Genomic DNA, 16614 nt, shown 5'->3' on the forward strand with positions numbered 1-16614 from the left:
CGGCCGCCGGCCCCGGCTCAGAGCCCTTCGGCCCCGCGGTTGCGCAGGCGCTGCCCGTACTGCTGGAGGACCCACAGTTCCTGCTGGACCGCCGCGTGCTGCTCCGGCGGGGCCTGCGGGCTCAGGCGGGTCAGGGCGCCCTGGATCTCCAGGACGCGGCGGTCCACGGCACGCAGCCGGACCTGGACCAGCTGCACCCCCGCGTACACCTCGTCCACCGTCTTGGCGTGGATGGCCTCCACCGCCAGCTCCGTGACCATCGCGCGGACGGTGTCGTTCGGCGCGGCCTCGCGGACCCGGACCAGGTAGTCCTCCGTGCCCTGGGCGGCGCCCCCGGCGTCCTGGATCGCCTGGCGGACCGCGGCGTAGGGCGGGGCGGTGAACTCGTCGATCCCGTAGGCGTCGAAGGCGGGGGAGACCAGCGCGGGGCGCTGGAGCGCCAGCTTCAGCAGCTCGCGCTCCGTGCGGTGGGCGGGGCTGCGCAGGTTCAGTGCGGGACCGCCCCGGTCCGCGGCGGGCGGCTGCGCGGCCGGGGCCTCCTGGGGCGCCCGCCCGCCACCCCGGCCCTGCTGCGGCTGGTTGCCGCGCTCGCGGGCCCAGCGCGCCAGTTGCGCGACCCGCTTGACGACGAACTGCTCGTCGAGGATGCCCAGCATGCCCGCCAGCTGGACGGCCGACTCGTGCTGGATCGACAGGTCCTTGATGCTCGCGACGACCGGAGCGGCCTCGGCCAGCGCGGCCGCGCGGCCCGCCGGGTTCTCCAGGTTGTGCCGGCCCACGATGTGCCGCAGCGCGAACTCGAACAGCGGGGTGCGGGAGTCCACCAGCCCGGACACGGCGGCGTCGCCCTGAGCGAGCCGCAGGTCGCAGGGGTCCATCCCGCCCGGGGCGATGGTGATGGAGGTCTCCGCGGCGAACTTCTGGTCGTCCTCGAACGCCCGCAGGGCCGCCTTCTGCCCGGCCGCGTCACCGTCGAAGGTGAAGATCACCTCAGCGGTCGCGTTGTCCATCAGCAGCCGGCGCAGGATCTTGATGTGGTCCCCGCCGAAGGCCGTGCCACAGGTGGCGATGGCGGTGGTGACCCCGGCCAGGTGGCAGGCCATGACGTCGGTGTAGCCCTCGACGACCACGGCCCGGGAGGTCTTGGCGATCTCCTTCTTGGCCAGGTCGATGCCGTACAGCACCTGGGACTTCTTGTAGATCGCCGTCTCGGGGGTGTTCAGGTACTTCGGGCCGTTGTCGTCGTCGCGCAGCTTGCGCGCGCCGAAGCCGACGACCTCGCCGCTGATGTCGCGGATCGGCCACATGAGCCGGCCGCGGAACCGGTCGATGGGCTTGCCGCTGCGGCTGTCCTGGGCCAGGCCGGAGAGGATCAGCTCCTTGTCGCTGAAGCCCTTGCCGCGCAGGAACCGGGTCAGGTGGTCCCAGCCGGCCGGGCTGTAGCCCACGCCGAAGTGCTCGGCCGCCGCCTGGTCGAAGCCGCGCTCCGCCAGGAACCGGCGGCCGATCTCCGCCTCGGCCCCGCCGAGCTGCTCCGCGTAGAAGAGGGCGGCGGCCTTGTGGGCCTCGACCAGGCGGATGCGCTCGCCGCGGCCGCTGGTGCCGGCGGTGTAGCCGCCCTCCTCGTACCGCAGGGTGATGCCGGCCTGGCCGGCCAGCCGCTCGACCGCCTCCGAGAAGGAGAGGTGGTCGATCTTCATGATGAAGTCGAGGGTGTCCCCGCCGGCCTGGCAGCCGAAGCAGTGGTAGAAGCCCTTGCTGGGGCTGACCTGGAAGGACGGGGACTTCTCGTCGTGGAAGGGGCACAGGCCCTTGAGGTTGCCGCCGCCGGCGTTGCGCAGCTGGAGGTACTCGGAGACCACGGCGTCGATCGGGACCGCGTCCCGTACCGCCTTCACGTCGTCGTCGTTGATCCGTCCTGCCACGCGTGAAGTCTACGGCCGGGCGCGGACAAACCCGTCAGGCCCCCTGCGCAGGCAGCAGCGAGGTGAGCGGAACCTCCGGGTCCGTGAGCAGGTCGGCCTGCACCGGACGTCCCGACCTGATCAGGGCCTGGATCTGTTCGGTGACGTCCCACACGTTCACGTTCATGCCGGCCAGCACCCGGCCCCCGGAGAGCCAGAAGGCGATGAACTCCCGCTTGCCCACGTCCCCGCGGATCAGCACCTGGTCGTAGCTCCCGGCCGGGGCGTACCCCGAGTACTCCAGGCCCACGTCGTACTGGTCGGAGAAGAAGTACGGCACCCGGTCGTAGCTGACCTCCCGGCCCAGCATCGCCCGCGCGGCGGCGGGGCCGCCGTTGAGGGCGTTGGCCCAGTGTTCCACCCGCAGCCGGGACCCGATCCACGGGTGGTGCGCGGCGGCCACGTCCCCGGCCGCGTAGATGTCCGGATCGGAGGTGCGCAGCGACTCGTCGACCGCGATCCCGCCGCCGTGCTCCCGGTCGACCAGGGCCAGGCCGGAGGTCTCGGCGAGCGCGGTCCGCGGCGCGGCGCCGATCGCCGCGAGCACCGCGTGCGCCGGGTGCTCCTCGCCGTCCTCCGTCCGTGCGGCCAGCACCATGCCGTCCTGGCCGACGATCTCGGTGAGCCGCGCCCCGAAGTGGAAGCGGACCCCGTGCTCGGCGTGCAGGTCCGTGAAGAGCCGGCCGACCTCCGGGCCCAGCACCGCGTGCAGCGGGGTGGCCAACGGCTCGACCACGGTGACCTCGGCCCCGTACTCGCGGGCCGCCGCCGCGACCTCCAGGCCGATCCAGCCGGCGCCCGCGATCAGCAGGTGGCCGTTGTCCCGGCCCAGGGAGGCCAGGACGCCCCGCAGCCGCTCGGCGTGCGCGAGGCGCCGCAGGTGGTGCACGCCGGCCAGGCCCGTTCCCGGGACGTCCAGGCGGCGCGGTTCGGCGCCGGTGGCCAGCAGGAGCTTGTCGTAGTGCAGCAGGGTGCCGTCGCCCAGGCGCACCGTCTTGGCGGCCCGGTCCAGGTGGACGGCGGGCTGGCCCAGGTGCAGTTCGATCTCGGCGCTCGCGTACCAGGACGGCTCGTGGACGAAGACGCTGTCGCGGTCCTCCTTGCCCACCAGGTAGCCCTTGGACAGCGGTGGCCGCTCGTACGGATGCTCGCGCTCGTCCCCGATCAGGATCACCCGCCCCGTGAACCCCTCCGCCCTCAGCGTCTCGGCGGCTTTCGCCCCGGCGAGCCCTCCGCCGACGATGATGAACGTCTGGTGTGCGTCGACCACCTGATGCCTCCTCATAACCTCTTCGCCACATGCGACCACATGCGAGCGTCCCGCACCGAGCCTGCCGCGTGAAGGGGGAATGGCCCGATCGGCTCACCCCCCGGTGCGCCGCCCGCGTCTGGTGAGGCGTGCGTGCAGGGAGCGGGCGGAGGCATCGGTCAGGCACGCGATCTGGTCGATCACCGCGCGCTTGCGGGCCCTGTCGTCCGGGGCGGCGTCGAAGATCGCCCGGAACTGGGGGTCCAGCCCCTCGGGTGCGCGGGCGCTGAGCGCCTCGGCGAGTTCGGCCAGGACGATGCGCTGGTCCGCGCGCAGCCGCTCCTGTTCGTCGCGCTGCATCACGTACAGGTCGGCGACGGCCTTGAGGACGGCGCATTCGTTGCGCGCCTCGCGCGGCACCACCAGCTCGGCGCCGTAGCGGGTGAGGCGGCCGGAGCCGTACGCCTCACGGGTGGCGCCCTCGGCGGCCAGGCAGAAGCGGCCGACCAGCTGGCTGGTGGCGTCCTTCAGCCGGGCCTGGGCCACGGCCGAGCCGTCGTAGCCGTGCGGCCACCAGTCCTCCTCCATCAAACGGTCGAGCGCCTCGCGCAGTTCCTCGGGCTCGGTGTCGGCCGGGACGTAGCGGCCGATGGCGACCCGCCAGATGACGGCCCGCTCGGGCTCGGCGAACAGGAGGTTGGGGTCGAGGTGCCCGGCGTGCAGACCGTCCTCGAAGTCGTGCACCGAGTACGCGACGTCGTCCGCCCAGTCCATGACCTGGGCCTCGAAGCACTTGCGGTCGGCGGGCGCGCCGCGGCGCAGCCATTCGAAGACCGGCAGGTCGTCCTCGTAGGCGCCGAACTTCACCGAGCCGGGGTCGGTGGGGTGGTTCCCCCGGGCCCAGGGGTACTTGGTGGCGGCGTCCAGGCAGGCGCGGGTGAGGTTGAGGCCGACACTGACGGGTTGCCCGCCCGCCGGGTCCGGCACGAACCGCTTGGGCTCCAGCCGGGTCAGCAGGCGCAGCGACTGGGCGTTGCCCTCGAAGCCGCCGCAGTCCTTGGCGAACTCGTTGAGCGCCTCCTCGCCGTTGTGCCCGAAGGGCGGGTGGCCCATGTCGTGGGAGAGGCAGGCCGCCTCGACGAGGTCGGGGTCGCAGCCCAGGGCGGCGCCGAGCTCCCGGCCGATCTGCGCGCACTCCAGGGAGTGGGTCAGCCGGGTACGGGGGCTCGCGTCCCACTCGTAGGAACGTGTCCCCGGGGTGACCACCTGGGTCTTCCCGGCGAGCCGGCGCAGGGCGGCCGAGTGCAGCACGCGCGCGCGGTCGCGCTGGAAGGCGGTGCGGCCGGGGCGCTTGTCGGGCTCGGGGGCCCAGCGCTCGGTGGCGGCCGTGTCGTAGGACTCGTAGGCGGGGGCGTGCGGGGTGCCTTCCATGCTCAGACGTTAACCGGAGTCACCGACAATCCGAGCAATCCGAACGAACACCGCCTTTATGCGCTGGCCAGTTCGCGCCGGTCGGCCTCGCGGGCGAGGGCCTCGTCGTAGCGCTGGAGGACCAGCCTGGCCAGCGCCGGATGGGCGCCGAGCGGGGCGGACGCCGGACCGGGCGCGGCGGCGGCGCCCGCGGAGGCGAACCGGCCCGGGGCGGCGAAGTACGAGGCCACCGCGATCCGGTGGTGGCCGCGTGCGGTCAGCGCGCGCACGACCTCGGGGACGCCCGGTGTGGCGGCGGTGTTGGCGGAGGCGTAGGCCGGCGCCACGGGTATCCCGCCGAGCCGCTCGGACAGCTGGGCGGCGGTGCGCCGGGTGTCGGCGGCGGATTCGGGGTCGCGGGATCCGGCGGCGGCCAGCACGACGGCCGCGCCGTCGCGTCGGCCCGGGTTCCAGCCGGCCTCCAGGAGACGTTCGAACAGGGCCTCGACGAGCAGCGGGTGCGGCCCCAGCGGCGCGGCGACGCGGACCCGCAGGTGTGCGGCCCGGGCGGCGGAGGCGGGGAGGTCCCGTTTGACGTGGGTGCCGCGCCCGAGCAGCAGCGGCACGAGCACCGCCTCCCCGGACAGTGCGCGCAGGGTGTCGCCGAGCAGGGGCCGGTTCAGCTCGATGTGGCCGAGGCGGACGTCGAGGCGGGGGCGGAGCTCGCGGACCCGTTCGAGGAGGGCGAGGACGGTGCGCGGGGCGCGCGGGTCGCGGCTGCCGTGGGCCACGGCGACGAGGGTGGGCTGCATGGGTGGGCTCCGTGGTGCCGGGCGCGTGGCGGGCGCAGTCCGCTGAGCTGGGTGCCGAGCTGGTCGGTGATCCGGGACAGCAGCTCGGCCGCGCTGCCGAAGGGGAGGGGGAGGGGAAGGGTTTCGGGAGGGTGCACCGGCTCCGTCATGAACCGATACTGCGCGCCGGAGGTTGCGTGGGCGTTGCGCCGGGGTGACGGGTCGTTTCGGCCGGCTCACTCGCTCATTCGTACGGGTGAAAGCGGGGGCGGGTGGAACTGGCGGGCCGGGGCGGTTCGTCAATCCGTGCGAACGAGGCGTGGAGCGAGGGGGGATCGGTCATGGGGAAGCCGGAGCAGGTCAGGGGCGCGGGCGCGGGCAGGGGCGCGGGTACGGACGCGGGCACGGACCTGAGTGCGGACGCGGGTACGGACGCGGGTACGGACGCGGGTACGGACGCGGGTACGGACGCGGGTACGGGCATGGGTAAGGGCGTGGGCGCCGACATGGGCGCGGGCGGGAACGCGAGCGCGGGGACGGGCGCGGGGGCGAGTTCGGGCGTGGTGAGGGACGGGGTGACGGACCGGGTGACGGACGGGGTGGTGGTTGCCGGGCCAAAGCTCGGTGCGGGGTCCGGGCGGTCGCGGGCGGGGTGGCCGCGGACGGTGCGGGCGAGGCGGCGGGCTGTGCGGGTCGTGATGGGGCTGTGCGTGCTGGCGCTGCTGCCCGCGACGTGGACCCACGTGAGCGCGGCCGACCGGCTGCGGACCACCGCCCGCGCGCCCGCGGCGGAGGTGGCCGTGGTCTTCGGGGCGGGGCTGTGGAACGGCCGCCCGACCCCGTACCTGGCCAACCGGCTCGACGCGGCCGTGGAGCTGTACCGCGCCGGCAAGGTGAAGGTGGTCCTGGTCACGGGGGACAACAGCCGCCGGGAGTACGACGAGCCCGACGCGATGCGGACCTACCTCACCGCCCACGGGGTCCCGGACGGGCGGGTGGTCAGCGACTACGCCGGCTTCGACACCTGGGACTCCTGCGTGCGGGCCCGGGAGATCTTCGGGGTGCACCGGGCGGTCCTGGTCAGCCAGGGGTTCCACATACACCGGGCCGTGGCCCTGTGCCAGGCCGCGGGTGTGGACGCGTACGGGGTCGGGGTCGACGACGCGCACGACGCGACCTGGTACTACGGCGGGGCCCGCGAGGTGTTCGCGGCGGGCAAGGCGGCGCTGGACGCGGTCCTCCGACCGGATCCGACGTTCCTCGGGCCGAAGGAGGAGGGGGTGTCGCGGGCCCTGGGCGGTCTGGCAGACTGACGCCGCGATCGGCTATGCCGATTAGTCATATACCGATCTGTCTGGCAGGGGCGTGGAACCGTGGCTGTTGTGGATCTGAGCGGCAAGGTCGTCGTCATCACCGGTGGGGCCCGGGGGCTCGGCGCGGCGGTCGCGCAGGCCGTCGTGGACGGCGGCGGCCGGGTTCTGATCACCGACGTGCTGGAGGCGGAGGGCGCCGCGACCGCGGCGAAGCTCGGCGACGCGGCCCGCTTCCTGCGGCACGACGTGACCAGCGAGGACGACTGGCAGGCGGCCCTGGAGCACGCGGTCGCCGAGTTCGGCCGGATCGACGGGCTCGTCAACAACGCGGGCATATCCACCGGCCGGTTCCTGGAGCACGAGAGCGTCGAGCACTTCCGCCGGGTCGTCGAGATCAACCTGGTCGGCGTGTTCATCGGGATCAAGGCGGCGATCCCGCTGCTCCGGGCGAACGGCGGCGGTTCCATCGTCAACATCTCCTCCGCGGCCGGGCTCACCGGACTCGCCCTCACCGCCGGGTACGGGGCCTCCAAGTGGGGCGTGCGCGGCCTGTCGAAGATCGGCGCGGTCGAGCTCGCCGAGGCGGGGATCCGGGTGAACTCGGTGCACCCGGGCATGACGCTGACCCCGATGACGGCCCCTATCGGCATCCAGGCCGGCGAGGGCAACTACCCCGGCGCCCCCCTCGGCCGGGTCGGTGTCCCCGAGGAGATCGCCGCCGCCGTCGCCTTCCTGCTCTCGGACGCCGCCGGATACGTGACCGGCGCCGAGCTGGCCGTGGACGGCGGCTGGACGGCCGGCCTGACGGTGAAGTACCTGACCGGCCAGTGACGGGGCGTGCGGCTGTGCGGACGACTTCTGCCAGAGCATCCGGGGTGCCCGGCACGCACGTGCCGGGCACCCCCTACGGCCCGGCTTCCGCAACGTGCCCCTGCTCCCCGACCGGGGCATGCTGATCCTCGACGTCCTCCACGGCCGGATCGAGTACGTCGAGGTCCCGGACCGGCCCGAGTACCGCCTGCCGTTCTCCTCGCCGTCCCCCTCACCGTCCCCGCGGGACGGCGCTGAGGGGGAGAACCCCTGTCCGTAACGCGGGGGCGCGACCCGTGTAACACCCCCGGAGCAGGCTGGACGCATGTCCACGCCGGAAGCCGCCGCCCCCACCGCCACCCACTGCCCGTACTGCGCGCTCCAGTGCGGGATGCTGCTGCGTCCCACCCCGGACGGCACCACGGTGACGGTCGAGGAGCGGGCCGACTTCCCCGTCAACCGGGGCGCGTTGTGCGGCAAGGGCCGCACCGCCCCCGCCGTGCTCTCCTCCCGGGTGCGCCTGACCGAACCGCTCGTCCGCACCCACGCCGGGCGGCTCGTCCCGGCCACCTGGGAGGAGGCCCTCGACGTCGTCGCCGCGGGCCTCGCCCGCACCGCCCGCGCGCACGGCCCCGACGCGGTCGGCGTCTTCGGCGGCGGCGGGCTGACGAACGAGAAGGCGTACGCCCTCGGCAAGTTCGCCCGCGTCGCCCTGCGGACCTCCCAGATCGACTACAACGGCCGGTTCTGCATGTCCTCGGCCGCCGCCGCGCACCAGCGGGCGTTCGGGCTCGACCGCGGCCTGCCCTTCCCGCTGGAGGACGTCCCGCGCACCGGCTGCGTGATCCTCGTCGGCTCCAACCTGGCCGAGACCATGCCCCCCGCCCTGCGCTATCTCACCGAGCTCAAGGCGAACGGCGGCACCCTGATCGTCGTGGACCCGCGCCGCACGCGCACCGCCGAGCAGGCCGACCTGCACCTGGCCCCGCGCCCCGGCACCGACCTCGCCCTCGCCCTCGGGCTGCTGCACCTGGTGGTCGCCGAGGGCCGCACCGACGAGGAGTTCATCGCCGCGCGCACCACCGGCTGGGAGGAGGCGCGGGCCGCCGCCATGGCCCACTGGCCGGAGCTGGTGGAACGGATCACCGGGGTACCGGTGCCCCGGCTCCGCGAGGCGGTGGGGATGTTCTGCGACGCCCCCTCCGCCATGGTCCTCACCGCGCGCGGCCCGGAACAGCAGTCCAAGGGCACCGACACCGTCGGCGCCTGGATCAACCTCTGCCTCGCCACGGGCCGGGCCGGCCGCCCCCTGTCCGGCTACGGCTGCCTCACCGGCCAGGGCAACGGCCAGGGCGGCCGCGAGCACGGCCAGAAGGCCGACCAGCTCCCCGGGTACCGCAAGCTCACCGACCCGGCGGCCCGCGCGCACGTCGCGGGGGTCTGGGGAGTCGACCCCGACACCCTGCCAGGCCCCGGACGCAGCGCCTACGAACTCCTCGACGCCCTCGGCACCGACGTACGGGCCCTGCTCCTGATGGGCTCCAACCCGGTGGTCTCCGCACCCCGCGCCGCCCACGTGGAGGAACGCGTCCGCGCCCTGGACTTCCTCGCCGTCGCCGACGTCGTCCTCTCCGAGACGGCCGCCCTCGCGGACGTGGTCCTGCCCGTGACCCAGTGGGCGGAGGAGACCGGCACCACCACCAGCCTGGAGGGCCGCGTCCTGCTGCGCCGCCGCGCCCTCACCCCGCCGCCCGGGGTCCGCAGCGACCTGGAGGTGCTGCACGGGCTCGCCGGCCGCCTCGGAGTGGAGAAGGGCTTCCCCACCGACCCGGAGGAGGTCTTCGAGGAACTCCGCCGCGCCTCCGCCGGCGGCCCGGCCGACTACTCCGGCATCTCCTACGCCCGCGTCGAAGCCGAACAGGGCGTCTTCTGGCCCTGCCCCGAGGGCTCGCCGGGAGAGCCCCGGCTCTTCCTGGACCGCTTCGCCACCGACGACGGCCGGGCCCGTTTCGTGCCCGTCGCCCACCGGGACGCCGCCGAGACCCCCGACGCCGACTACCCCCTGCTGCTCACCACCGGCCGGGTCGTCGCCCAGTACCAGTCCGGCGCCCAGACCCGCCGGGTGCCCGAGCTCAACGCCGCCGCGCCCGGCCCCTTCGTGGAACTCCACCCGCGCCTGGCAGCCCGGCTCGGGGTGAGCGACGGCACCCCGCTCGCGGTGACCTCCCGCCGGGGACGGGCGGTGGCCCCGGCCCGCGTCACCGACACCATTCGGGCCGACACGGTGTTCATGCCGTTCCACTGGCCGGGGGAGGGGCGCGCCAACTCCCTCACCAACCCCGCCCTGGACCCCGTCTCCCGGATGCCGGAGTTCAAGGTGTGCGCGGTCCGCGTCGAGCCGGCGTAGCCCGCCCGACGGTACCGAGACCATCTCTTGCCGCAGTCTTGGCCGACGCTTTGGCGCGGGGTCGAGAGCCCCGAACTACCGTTCCGGCCATGGTATTCCGCCCCCAGCAGCCTCCGGCCTCCCGCGCCCTCCCGGTGCTTCCGTACCGCAAGCCGACCCGAGGCCGCGACTACTGGGTCCTGGACGACGTGCTGCCCGACGTGGACGCCGTCCGGGCCCGTTGCCTGGCCAAGGAGGACTGGGTCCAGGGGGCCCCGCACAAGCCCGAGCCCTGGCCGGGACTGCGGGCCATGCCCGGTCTGGAGCCGCCCGAACTGGCCCGCGTGGAAAGGCTGGTGCGACAGGCGACGGGCGCCCGGCGGATCTGGCCCGAGAACCCGGAGGGCGCCGGCACCTTCAACCACAACTGCGTCCAGGTCGTCGGCGAGGGCGAGTGCGATCCCCGCCCGCACACCGACTCCCGCACCCTGTGCCGCTACGCCGCCGTGCTCTACCTCAGCCCCGGCACCCCGAAGGACTGCGGCACCAGCTTCTACCGCCAGAGCCTCCCCGGCGGCGTCCTCGGCGGCAACCAGGTCCTCGCCCCGCACAACAACCTGGTCGACGCCCTGGGCACCCGCTTCGTCCCCGAGGACTCCTTCACCGAGGACGTCCGCGTCCCGCACCGCTACAACCGGCTCCTGCTCTACTCCGCCAACCTGATCCACAGCGCGACCGGTTACTGGGGCACGACCCTGGAGGACAAGCGGATGACGGCCGTCTTCTTCTGGATGGCCTAAAGCCCCTCCCCGGCCCGCCCCTCCCCGGCCCGCCCCTTCCCGGGCCACCCCTTCCCGGCCCGCCCCTCCCCGCTCCGCCGCTCGCCGCCCGGCTCCTCGCCGCTCGGCTCCGGCCCGTCCGCCGGGCCCGCCGGCGACAGGTCGCTGTCGTAGAGCACGAGTTCGCGCAACTCGCACGCGATCTCGTAGCCGGCCGCCACCAGTTCCGCGATCAGCGTGTCGCAGGCCGCCGCCGCCCGCGAGGCGCTGCCGCGCACCCGCTGGGTCACGTACCGCTCCTGCTCCGCTCCCGCGCCACCGGACCCCGGCCGGCCGCCGCCGGCCGTCCACGACAGACGGGCCCCGTGCGGGAGCACCAGCGCCTCCAGCGCCCCGTGGTCGTACCCGGGCGGCAGCAGCAGCCGCAGGTGGTGTTCGTGGTAGCCCCCGCCCGGGCCCGCCGGCTCCGTGCTCCAGGGCACCGTCTCCACCTTGACCCGGACCGGGTCGAAGCCCGCCGCCCGCAGCTGCGGCACCAGCCTCTCGTGACCCGTGCGGTCCGGCAGCGTCAGCATCGACCGGGAGCGTGCCCGGCCCCGGACCGGCGTGATGTGCGTGACCTTCAACTCCCGTGCCCCAGCCCATGATTCGAGCCGGGCCAGCTCCGCCGCGTCCGGACACAGGACCGTCACGTGGGTTTCGTAGGTTCCGTACGAAGACATGATGTCGATCATCTCGGACATGCGTCCGATCCGCATCGGGGTTCCCGGCGGGGGGTAACCATCCGGTCACGCACCGGACTCAGAAAGTGCTCGCACGCCCCTCGTGGCGGCGATGTGTCGTACCCCACACTGAGGTGCGGTGCTTGAGTCCTCGCCAGCCCTGGAGGTCGCCCCCGTGCAGACCCAGACCCTGACCGTGAACGTGAGCCGGCCGGTCGACGAAACCGCCGATGCGACCGGCACGGCCCGGACCGCCGCCGCTCCCGAGGCCCGAAGGGCGGACGAGGCCGTGGACGAGGCCGTGGACGAAGCGGCGGATCCGGCGGCCGAGGCGGCCGAGGACGGAGCGGCCGAGGACGGAGCGGCCGACGAGGGGCCCGAGGTCCTGGAACCGATCGAGCACGCGCCCCCGCCCCGGGCCCGCGGCGCGGAGGGCGGCGGGGCCGGACCCTCCGCGGACCTCTTCCGGCAGTACCTGCGCGAGATCGGCAGGATCCCGCTGCTCACCGCCGCCGAGGAGGTCGACCTCGCACGGCGGGTGGAAGCCGGGCTCTTCGCCGAGGAGAAGCTCGGCGGCGCCGCCGACCTCGACTCCCAGCTCGCCGTGGACCTCGACAGGCTCGTCGTCATGGGCCGGATGGCCAAGCGCCGGCTGATCGAATCGAACCTGCGCCTGGTCGTCTCCGTCGCCAAGCGCTACGTCGGACGCGGCCTCACCATGCTCGACCTGGTCCAGGAGGGCAACCTCGGACTGATCCGGGCCGTCGAGAAGTTCGACTACGCCCGCGGCTACAAGTTCTCCACCTACGCCACCTGGTGGATCCGGCAGGCGATGTCACGGGCCCTCGCCGACCAGGCCCGCACCATCCGCGTGCCCGTCCACGTCGTGGAGCTGATCAACCGTGTCGTGCGCGTCCAGCGCCGGATGCTCCAGGAGCGCGGCTACGAACCCACCGCCGAAGAGGTCGCCGTCCACCTGGAGCTGACCCCCGAGCGGGTGCTGGAGGTGCTCCGCCTCGCGCAGGAGCCGGTCTCCCTGCACGCGCCGGTCGGCGAGGAGGACGACGTGGCCCTCGGCGACCTCATCGAGGACGGCGACGCCGCCTCCCCCGTGGAGTCCGCCGCGTTCTTCCTCCTGCGCGAGCACCTGGAAGCCGTGCTGTCGACCCTCGGGGAGCGCGAGCGCAAGGTGGTCCAGCTCCGCTACGGGCTCGCCGACGGGCGGCCGCGCACCCTGGAGGAGATCGGCCGGATCTTCGGCGTGACCCGCGAACGGATCCGCCAGATCGAGTCCAAGACCCTCAACAAACTGCGCGACCACGCCTTCGCCGACCAACTGCGCGGCTACCTCGACTGACCGGCCCGCCCGGACGTGCGGAAGGGGGCGCCCGAGGGGCGCCCCCTTGTCGCAGCCCGGCCGAAGCTAGTCGACCTCGGCGACCGCCTGGGCGAACTGCGCCGCGTACAGGCGCGCGTACGCGCCGTCCGAGGCCAGCAGCTCTTCGTGGGTGCCCTGTTCCACGATCGAGCCGTTCTCCATCACCAGGATCACGTCCGCGTCGCGGATCGTGGACAGCCGGTGCGCGATCACGAAGGACGTACGGCCGTGCGCCAGGCGCGCCATCGCCTTCTGGATCAGCACCTCGGTACGGGTGTCCACCGAGCTCGTCGCCTCGTCGAGCACCAGGATCACCGGGTCCGACAGGAACGCCCGGGCGATCGTGATCAGCTGCTTCTCGCCCGCGCTGACGCCCGCGCCCTCGTCGTCCAGCACCGTGTCGTAGCCGTCCGGCAGGGTGCGGACGAAGCGGTCGGCGTGCGCCGCCCGCGCGGCCTCCTCGATCTCCGCGCGGGTGACCTCGCGCGAAGCGCCGTAGGCGATGTTCTCCGCGATCGTGCCGCCGAACAGCCAGGTGTCCTGGAGCACCATGCCGATCCCGGAGCGCAGCTCCTCGCGGGTCATCTTCGCGATGTCCACCCCGTCGAGGGCTATCTCCCCGCCCGTGACCTCGTAGAACCGCATCAACAGGTTGACCAGCGTGGTCTTGCCGGCGCCCGTCGGCCCGACGATCGCGACCGTCTGGCCCGGCTCCACGCTCAGCGAGAGGTTCTCGATGAGCGGCTTGTCGGGCTCGTAGCGGAAGGCCACCTTGTCGAGGGTGACCTGGCCGCGCAGCTGCTCCGGACGCTCCGGAACCTCTGCGTCCGGCTCCTGCTCCTGCGCGTCCAGCAGCTCGTACACCCGCTCGGCCGACGCGACGCCCGACTGCACCAGGTTCGCCATCGAGGCCACCTGCGTCAGCGGCATCGAGAACTGGCGCGAGTACTGGATGAAGGCCTGCACGTCACCGATCGACAGGGTGCCAGAGGCCACCCGCAGACCGCCGACCACGGCTATCAGCACGTAGTTGATGTTCGAGATGAAGAACATCACCGGCTGCATGATGCCGCTGACCAGCTGCGCCTTGAAGGAGGCCCGGTAGAGCTCCTCGTTCTGCTCGGCGAAGACCGCCGCCGACTCCTTCTGCCGCCCGAAGACCTTCACCAGGGTGTGGCCGGAGTACATCTCCTCGATGTGCGCGTTCAGCGCGCCGGTGCTCTTCCACTGCGCCACGAACTGCGGCTGCGACTTCTTGCCGATCTTCGCCGCGACGAAGATCGAGACCGGTACGGTCAGCAGCGCGACCAGCGCCAGCAGCGGCGAGATCCAGAACATCATCGTCAGCACGCCGACGATCGTCAGCAGCGAGTTCAGCAGCTGACCCATCGTCTGCTGCAGGGTCTGCCCGACGTTGTCGATGTCGTTCGTCGCCCGGCTGAGCACCTCGCCGCGCTGCTGCTGGTCGAAGTACGACAGCGGCAGCCGCGACAGCTTCGCCTGGAGCTCCTCGCGCATCCGGTACACGGTGCCGTTCATGACGTGGTTCGACAGCCGCGTCGCGACCAGCATGAGCAGCCCCGCCAGCGTGAACACCACCAGCGCCCAGATCGCCACGACCCCGACGGCGCCGAAGTCGATGCCCTCGCCCGGGGTGAAGTCGGTGCCGGACAGCATGTCCGCCATCCCGTCCTGACCCTTGGCGCGCAGACCCTCCAGGGCCTGCTCCTTGGATATGCCGGCCGGCATCTGCCGGCCGACGATCCCGGCGAACACCAGGTCGGTGGCCTCGCCGAGGATTTTCGGTCCGACCACCGCGCAGGCCACGCTCGCGAACACGGCCGCGACCATGCCCCAGAGCTTGGCCCGGTCCTGCGCCAGCTGCCGCAGCAGCCGCTTGCCCGACCCCTTGAAGTCCATGGACCTCTGGGCCGGGCCCATCATCATCCGTCCTCCGGGCCCGCTCATGCGGCCTCCGCCTCCGTCAGCTGGGAGAGCACGATCTCCCGGTAGGTCTCATTGCCGGCCATCAGCTCGTGGTGGCGGCCCTCGCCGACCACCTGGCCCTCGTCGAGGACGATGATCCGGTCGGCGTCGCGGATCGTGGAGACCCGCTGCGCCACGATGACCACCGTCGCCTCCTCGGTCTCGCGGGCGAGCGCCGAGCGGAGCGCCGCGTCCGTCGCGTAGTCCAGGGCGGAGAAGGAGTCGTCGAAGAGGTAGATCTCGGGCCGCTGCACCAGGGTGCGGGCGATCGCCAGACGCTGGCGCTGGCCGCCGGAGACGTTCGTTCCGCCCTGGGTGATGGGCGCGTCGAGCCCGCCCTGCAGCTCGGAGACGAACTCCCTGGCCTGGGCCACCTCCAGGGCGTGCCACAGCTCTTCGTCGCTGGCGTCCGGGCGCCCGTAGCGGAGGTTGGAGGCGACCGTTCCGGAGAACAGGTACGGCTTCTGCGGGACGATGCCGACCGTCCTGGCCAGCAGCTCCGGGTCGAGCCGGCGCACGTCCTCCCCGTCGACCAGCACGTCGCCGCCGGTCGCGTCGAAGAGCCGGGGGACCAGGCCGAGCAGCGTGGACTTGCCGCTGCCGGTGGAGCCGATCACCGCGGTGATCTCGCCGGGGCGGGCCACCAGGTCCACCCCGCGCAGCACCGGCGCCTCGGCGCCCGGGTAGCGGAAGTCGGCGCCGCGCAGTTCCAGCTGCCCGCGCCGCAGGAGCTTGCGGACCGGCTCGGCCGGCGGGACCACGCTGGACTCGGTGTCCAGGACCTCCTGGATGCGCTCGGCGCAGACCTCGGCGCGCGGCACCATCATGAACATGAAGGTGGCCATCATCACGGACATGACGATCTGCATCAGGTAGGCCAGGAAGGCCGTCAGCTGGCCGATCTCCATGCCGTTGCTGTCCACGCGCATGGCGCCGAACCAGATGACGGCCACGCTGGAGATGTTCACGACGACGATGACGGTCGGGAACATCAGCGCCAGCAGCTTGCCCGAGGCGAGCGAGACGCCGGTCAGGTCGGAGTTCGCGGTGCGGAACCGCTCCTCCTCGTAGCCGTCGCGGACGAACGCGCGGATCACGCGGTTGCCGGTGATCTGCTCGCGCAGCACCCGGTTCACGGTGTCGAGGCGGTCCTGCATCTGGCGGAACAGCGGCCGCGTCCTGAAGACGATCGCACCGACCGCGAGACCGAGCACGGGCACCACCGCGAGGAGCACGCCCGACAGCTTCACGTCGAGGGAGAGCGCCATGGCGATGCCGCCGACGCACATGATCGGCGCCGAGACCATCAGGGTGAAGGTCATCAGGGTCAGCATCTGGACCTGCTGGACGTCGTTCGTCGTCCGGGTGATCAGCGAGGGTGCGCCGAACTGGCCCAGTTCGCGGGCGGAGAAGCTCTGCACCCGGTCGAAGACGGCGGCGCGGACGTCCCGGCCGAGTGCGGCCGCGGTCCGGGCGCCGTAGTAGACGGCGCCGACGTTGCACACGAGCTGGACGAGGGAGACGCCGAGCATCAGCGCGCCGAAGCGCAGGATGTAGCCGGTGTCGCCGCTGACGACACCGTTGTCGATGATGTCCGCGTTGAGGGTGGGCAGGTAGAGGCTCGCACTGGTCTGCAGCAGCTGCAGCAGCACCAGTACGGTGATCGGTTTCCGGTACGGACCGAGGTGGGTCCGCAAAAGTCGTATGAGCACGCGCAGGCTCCGGTCGGCATGATCGAGGGGGTTCGGTCCATCTTGTGCCAACCGGACGGGTGATCCCCACCCGTTTTCGCAAAGCCCGGTCAAAAGGAGTAGGCCACCGCGCAC

General features: G+C 72.9%; 13 protein-coding genes. 6 read left to right on the forward strand and 7 right to left on the reverse strand.

The features are described from left to right. Window positions 1-17 precede the first annotated feature (17 nt). From dnaG to OG295_RS23405, 4 genes are all read right to left on the reverse strand, one after another. Window positions 18-1925, reverse strand: coding sequence for a DNA primase (dnaG, locus tag OG295_RS23390; protein WP_371678633.1), 1908 nt, complete (start codon window positions 1923-1925; stop codon window positions 18-20). Window positions 1926-1959: 34 nt separating this feature from the next. After that, complete coding sequence (locus OG295_RS23395) at window positions 1960-3234, reverse strand: NAD(P)/FAD-dependent oxidoreductase (protein WP_371678634.1); 1275 nt, start codon at window positions 3232-3234, stop codon at window positions 1960-1962. Window positions 3235-3327: 93 nt separating this feature from the next. Then, window positions 3328-4644, reverse strand: coding sequence for a deoxyguanosinetriphosphate triphosphohydrolase (locus OG295_RS23400; protein ID WP_371678635.1), 1317 nt, complete (start codon window positions 4642-4644; stop codon window positions 3328-3330). 56 nt (window positions 4645-4700) lie between these two features. After that, the gene (locus OG295_RS23405; RefSeq protein WP_371678636.1) at window positions 4701-5435 is read right to left on the reverse strand and encodes a sirohydrochlorin chelatase; all 735 of its coding nucleotides are present in this window, start codon (window positions 5433-5435) and stop codon (window positions 4701-4703) included. A 677-nt stretch (window positions 5436-6112) separates the two neighbouring features. Here OG295_RS23405 and OG295_RS23410 point away from each other — a divergent pair. The 5 genes from OG295_RS23410 (at window position 6113) to OG295_RS23430 (ending at window position 10723) form a co-directional block, all read left to right on the forward strand. Continuing rightward, a complete protein-coding gene (locus OG295_RS23410) occupies window positions 6113-6727 on the forward strand; it encodes a vancomycin high temperature exclusion protein (protein WP_371681275.1) in 615 nt (204 codons plus the stop codon). A 60-nt stretch (window positions 6728-6787) separates the two neighbouring features. Further along, entirely contained in the window at window positions 6788-7558 is a 771-nt protein-coding gene (locus OG295_RS23415) for a glucose 1-dehydrogenase (RefSeq protein ID WP_371678637.1), read from the forward strand. A gap of 94 nt (window positions 7559-7652) precedes the next feature. Then, window positions 7653-7817, forward strand: coding sequence for a hypothetical protein (locus OG295_RS23420; RefSeq protein WP_371678638.1), 165 nt, complete (start codon window positions 7653-7655; stop codon window positions 7815-7817). Between the two features lie 45 nt (window positions 7818-7862). Continuing rightward, the gene (locus OG295_RS23425; RefSeq protein ID WP_371678639.1) at window positions 7863-9944 is read left to right on the forward strand and encodes a molybdopterin oxidoreductase family protein; all 2082 of its coding nucleotides are present in this window, start codon (window positions 7863-7865) and stop codon (window positions 9942-9944) included. Window positions 9945-10033: 89 nt separating this feature from the next. Continuing rightward, complete coding sequence (locus OG295_RS23430) at window positions 10034-10723, forward strand: DUF6445 family protein (protein WP_371678640.1); 690 nt, start codon at window positions 10034-10036, stop codon at window positions 10721-10723. Here OG295_RS23430 and OG295_RS23435 read toward each other — a convergent pair. Continuing rightward, complete coding sequence (locus tag OG295_RS23435) at window positions 10720-11424, reverse strand: hypothetical protein (protein ID WP_371678641.1); 705 nt, start codon at window positions 11422-11424, stop codon at window positions 10720-10722. The two genes, OG295_RS23430 and OG295_RS23435, sit on opposite strands and share 4 nt — an antisense overlap. A 289-nt stretch (window positions 11425-11713) precedes the next feature. On the opposite strand from OG295_RS23435, the gene OG295_RS23440 reads away from it, so the two are divergent. Then, window positions 11714-12781, forward strand: coding sequence for an RNA polymerase sigma factor (locus OG295_RS23440; RefSeq protein WP_371681276.1), 1068 nt, complete (start codon window positions 11714-11716; stop codon window positions 12779-12781). Window positions 12782-12847: 66 nt separating this feature from the next. Here the strand turns inward: OG295_RS23440 and OG295_RS23445 are convergent, their stop codons facing one another. Both OG295_RS23445 and OG295_RS23450 read right to left on the reverse strand, forming a co-directional pair. Then, entirely contained in the window at window positions 12848-14770 is a 1923-nt protein-coding gene (locus tag OG295_RS23445; protein WP_371678642.1) for an ABC transporter ATP-binding protein, read from the reverse strand. Beyond that, window positions 14767-16500, reverse strand: a complete 1734-nt coding sequence (locus OG295_RS23450) for an ABC transporter ATP-binding protein (protein WP_371678643.1) — start codon at window positions 16498-16500, stop codon at window positions 14767-14769. The genes OG295_RS23445 and OG295_RS23450 overlap by 4 nt, the downstream gene beginning before the upstream one ends. Window positions 16501-16614 lie beyond the last annotated feature (114 nt).

Origin of the sequence: Streptomyces sp. NBC_01276 (assembly GCF_041435355.1) — a bacterium.
In the GTDB taxonomy this organism is placed as follows: domain Bacteria; phylum Actinomycetota; class Actinomycetes; order Streptomycetales; family Streptomycetaceae; genus Streptomyces.

Excerpts from the sequence above, each read along its gene's own strand:
- OG295_RS23425 (WP_371678639.1), top strand. The coding sequence starts at position 7,863 with ATGTCCACGCCGGAAGCCGCCGCCCCCACCGCCACCCACTGCCCGTAC.
- OG295_RS23445 (WP_371678642.1), bottom strand. The coding sequence starts at position 14,770 with ATGAGCGGGCCCGGAGGACGGATGATGATGGGCCCGGCCCAGAGGTCC.
- OG295_RS23435 (WP_371678641.1), bottom strand. The coding sequence starts at position 11,424 with ATGTCTTCGTACGGAACCTACGAAACCCACGTGACGGTCCTGTGTCCG.
- OG295_RS23410 (WP_371681275.1), top strand. The coding sequence starts at position 6,113 with ATGGGGCTGTGCGTGCTGGCGCTGCTGCCCGCGACGTGGACCCACGTG.
- OG295_RS23405 (WP_371678636.1), bottom strand. The coding sequence starts at position 5,435 with ATGCAGCCCACCCTCGTCGCCGTGGCCCACGGCAGCCGCGACCCGCGC.
- OG295_RS23400 (WP_371678635.1), bottom strand. The coding sequence starts at position 4,644 with ATGGAAGGCACCCCGCACGCCCCCGCCTACGAGTCCTACGACACGGCC.
- OG295_RS23430 (WP_371678640.1), top strand. The coding sequence starts at position 10,034 with ATGGTATTCCGCCCCCAGCAGCCTCCGGCCTCCCGCGCCCTCCCGGTG.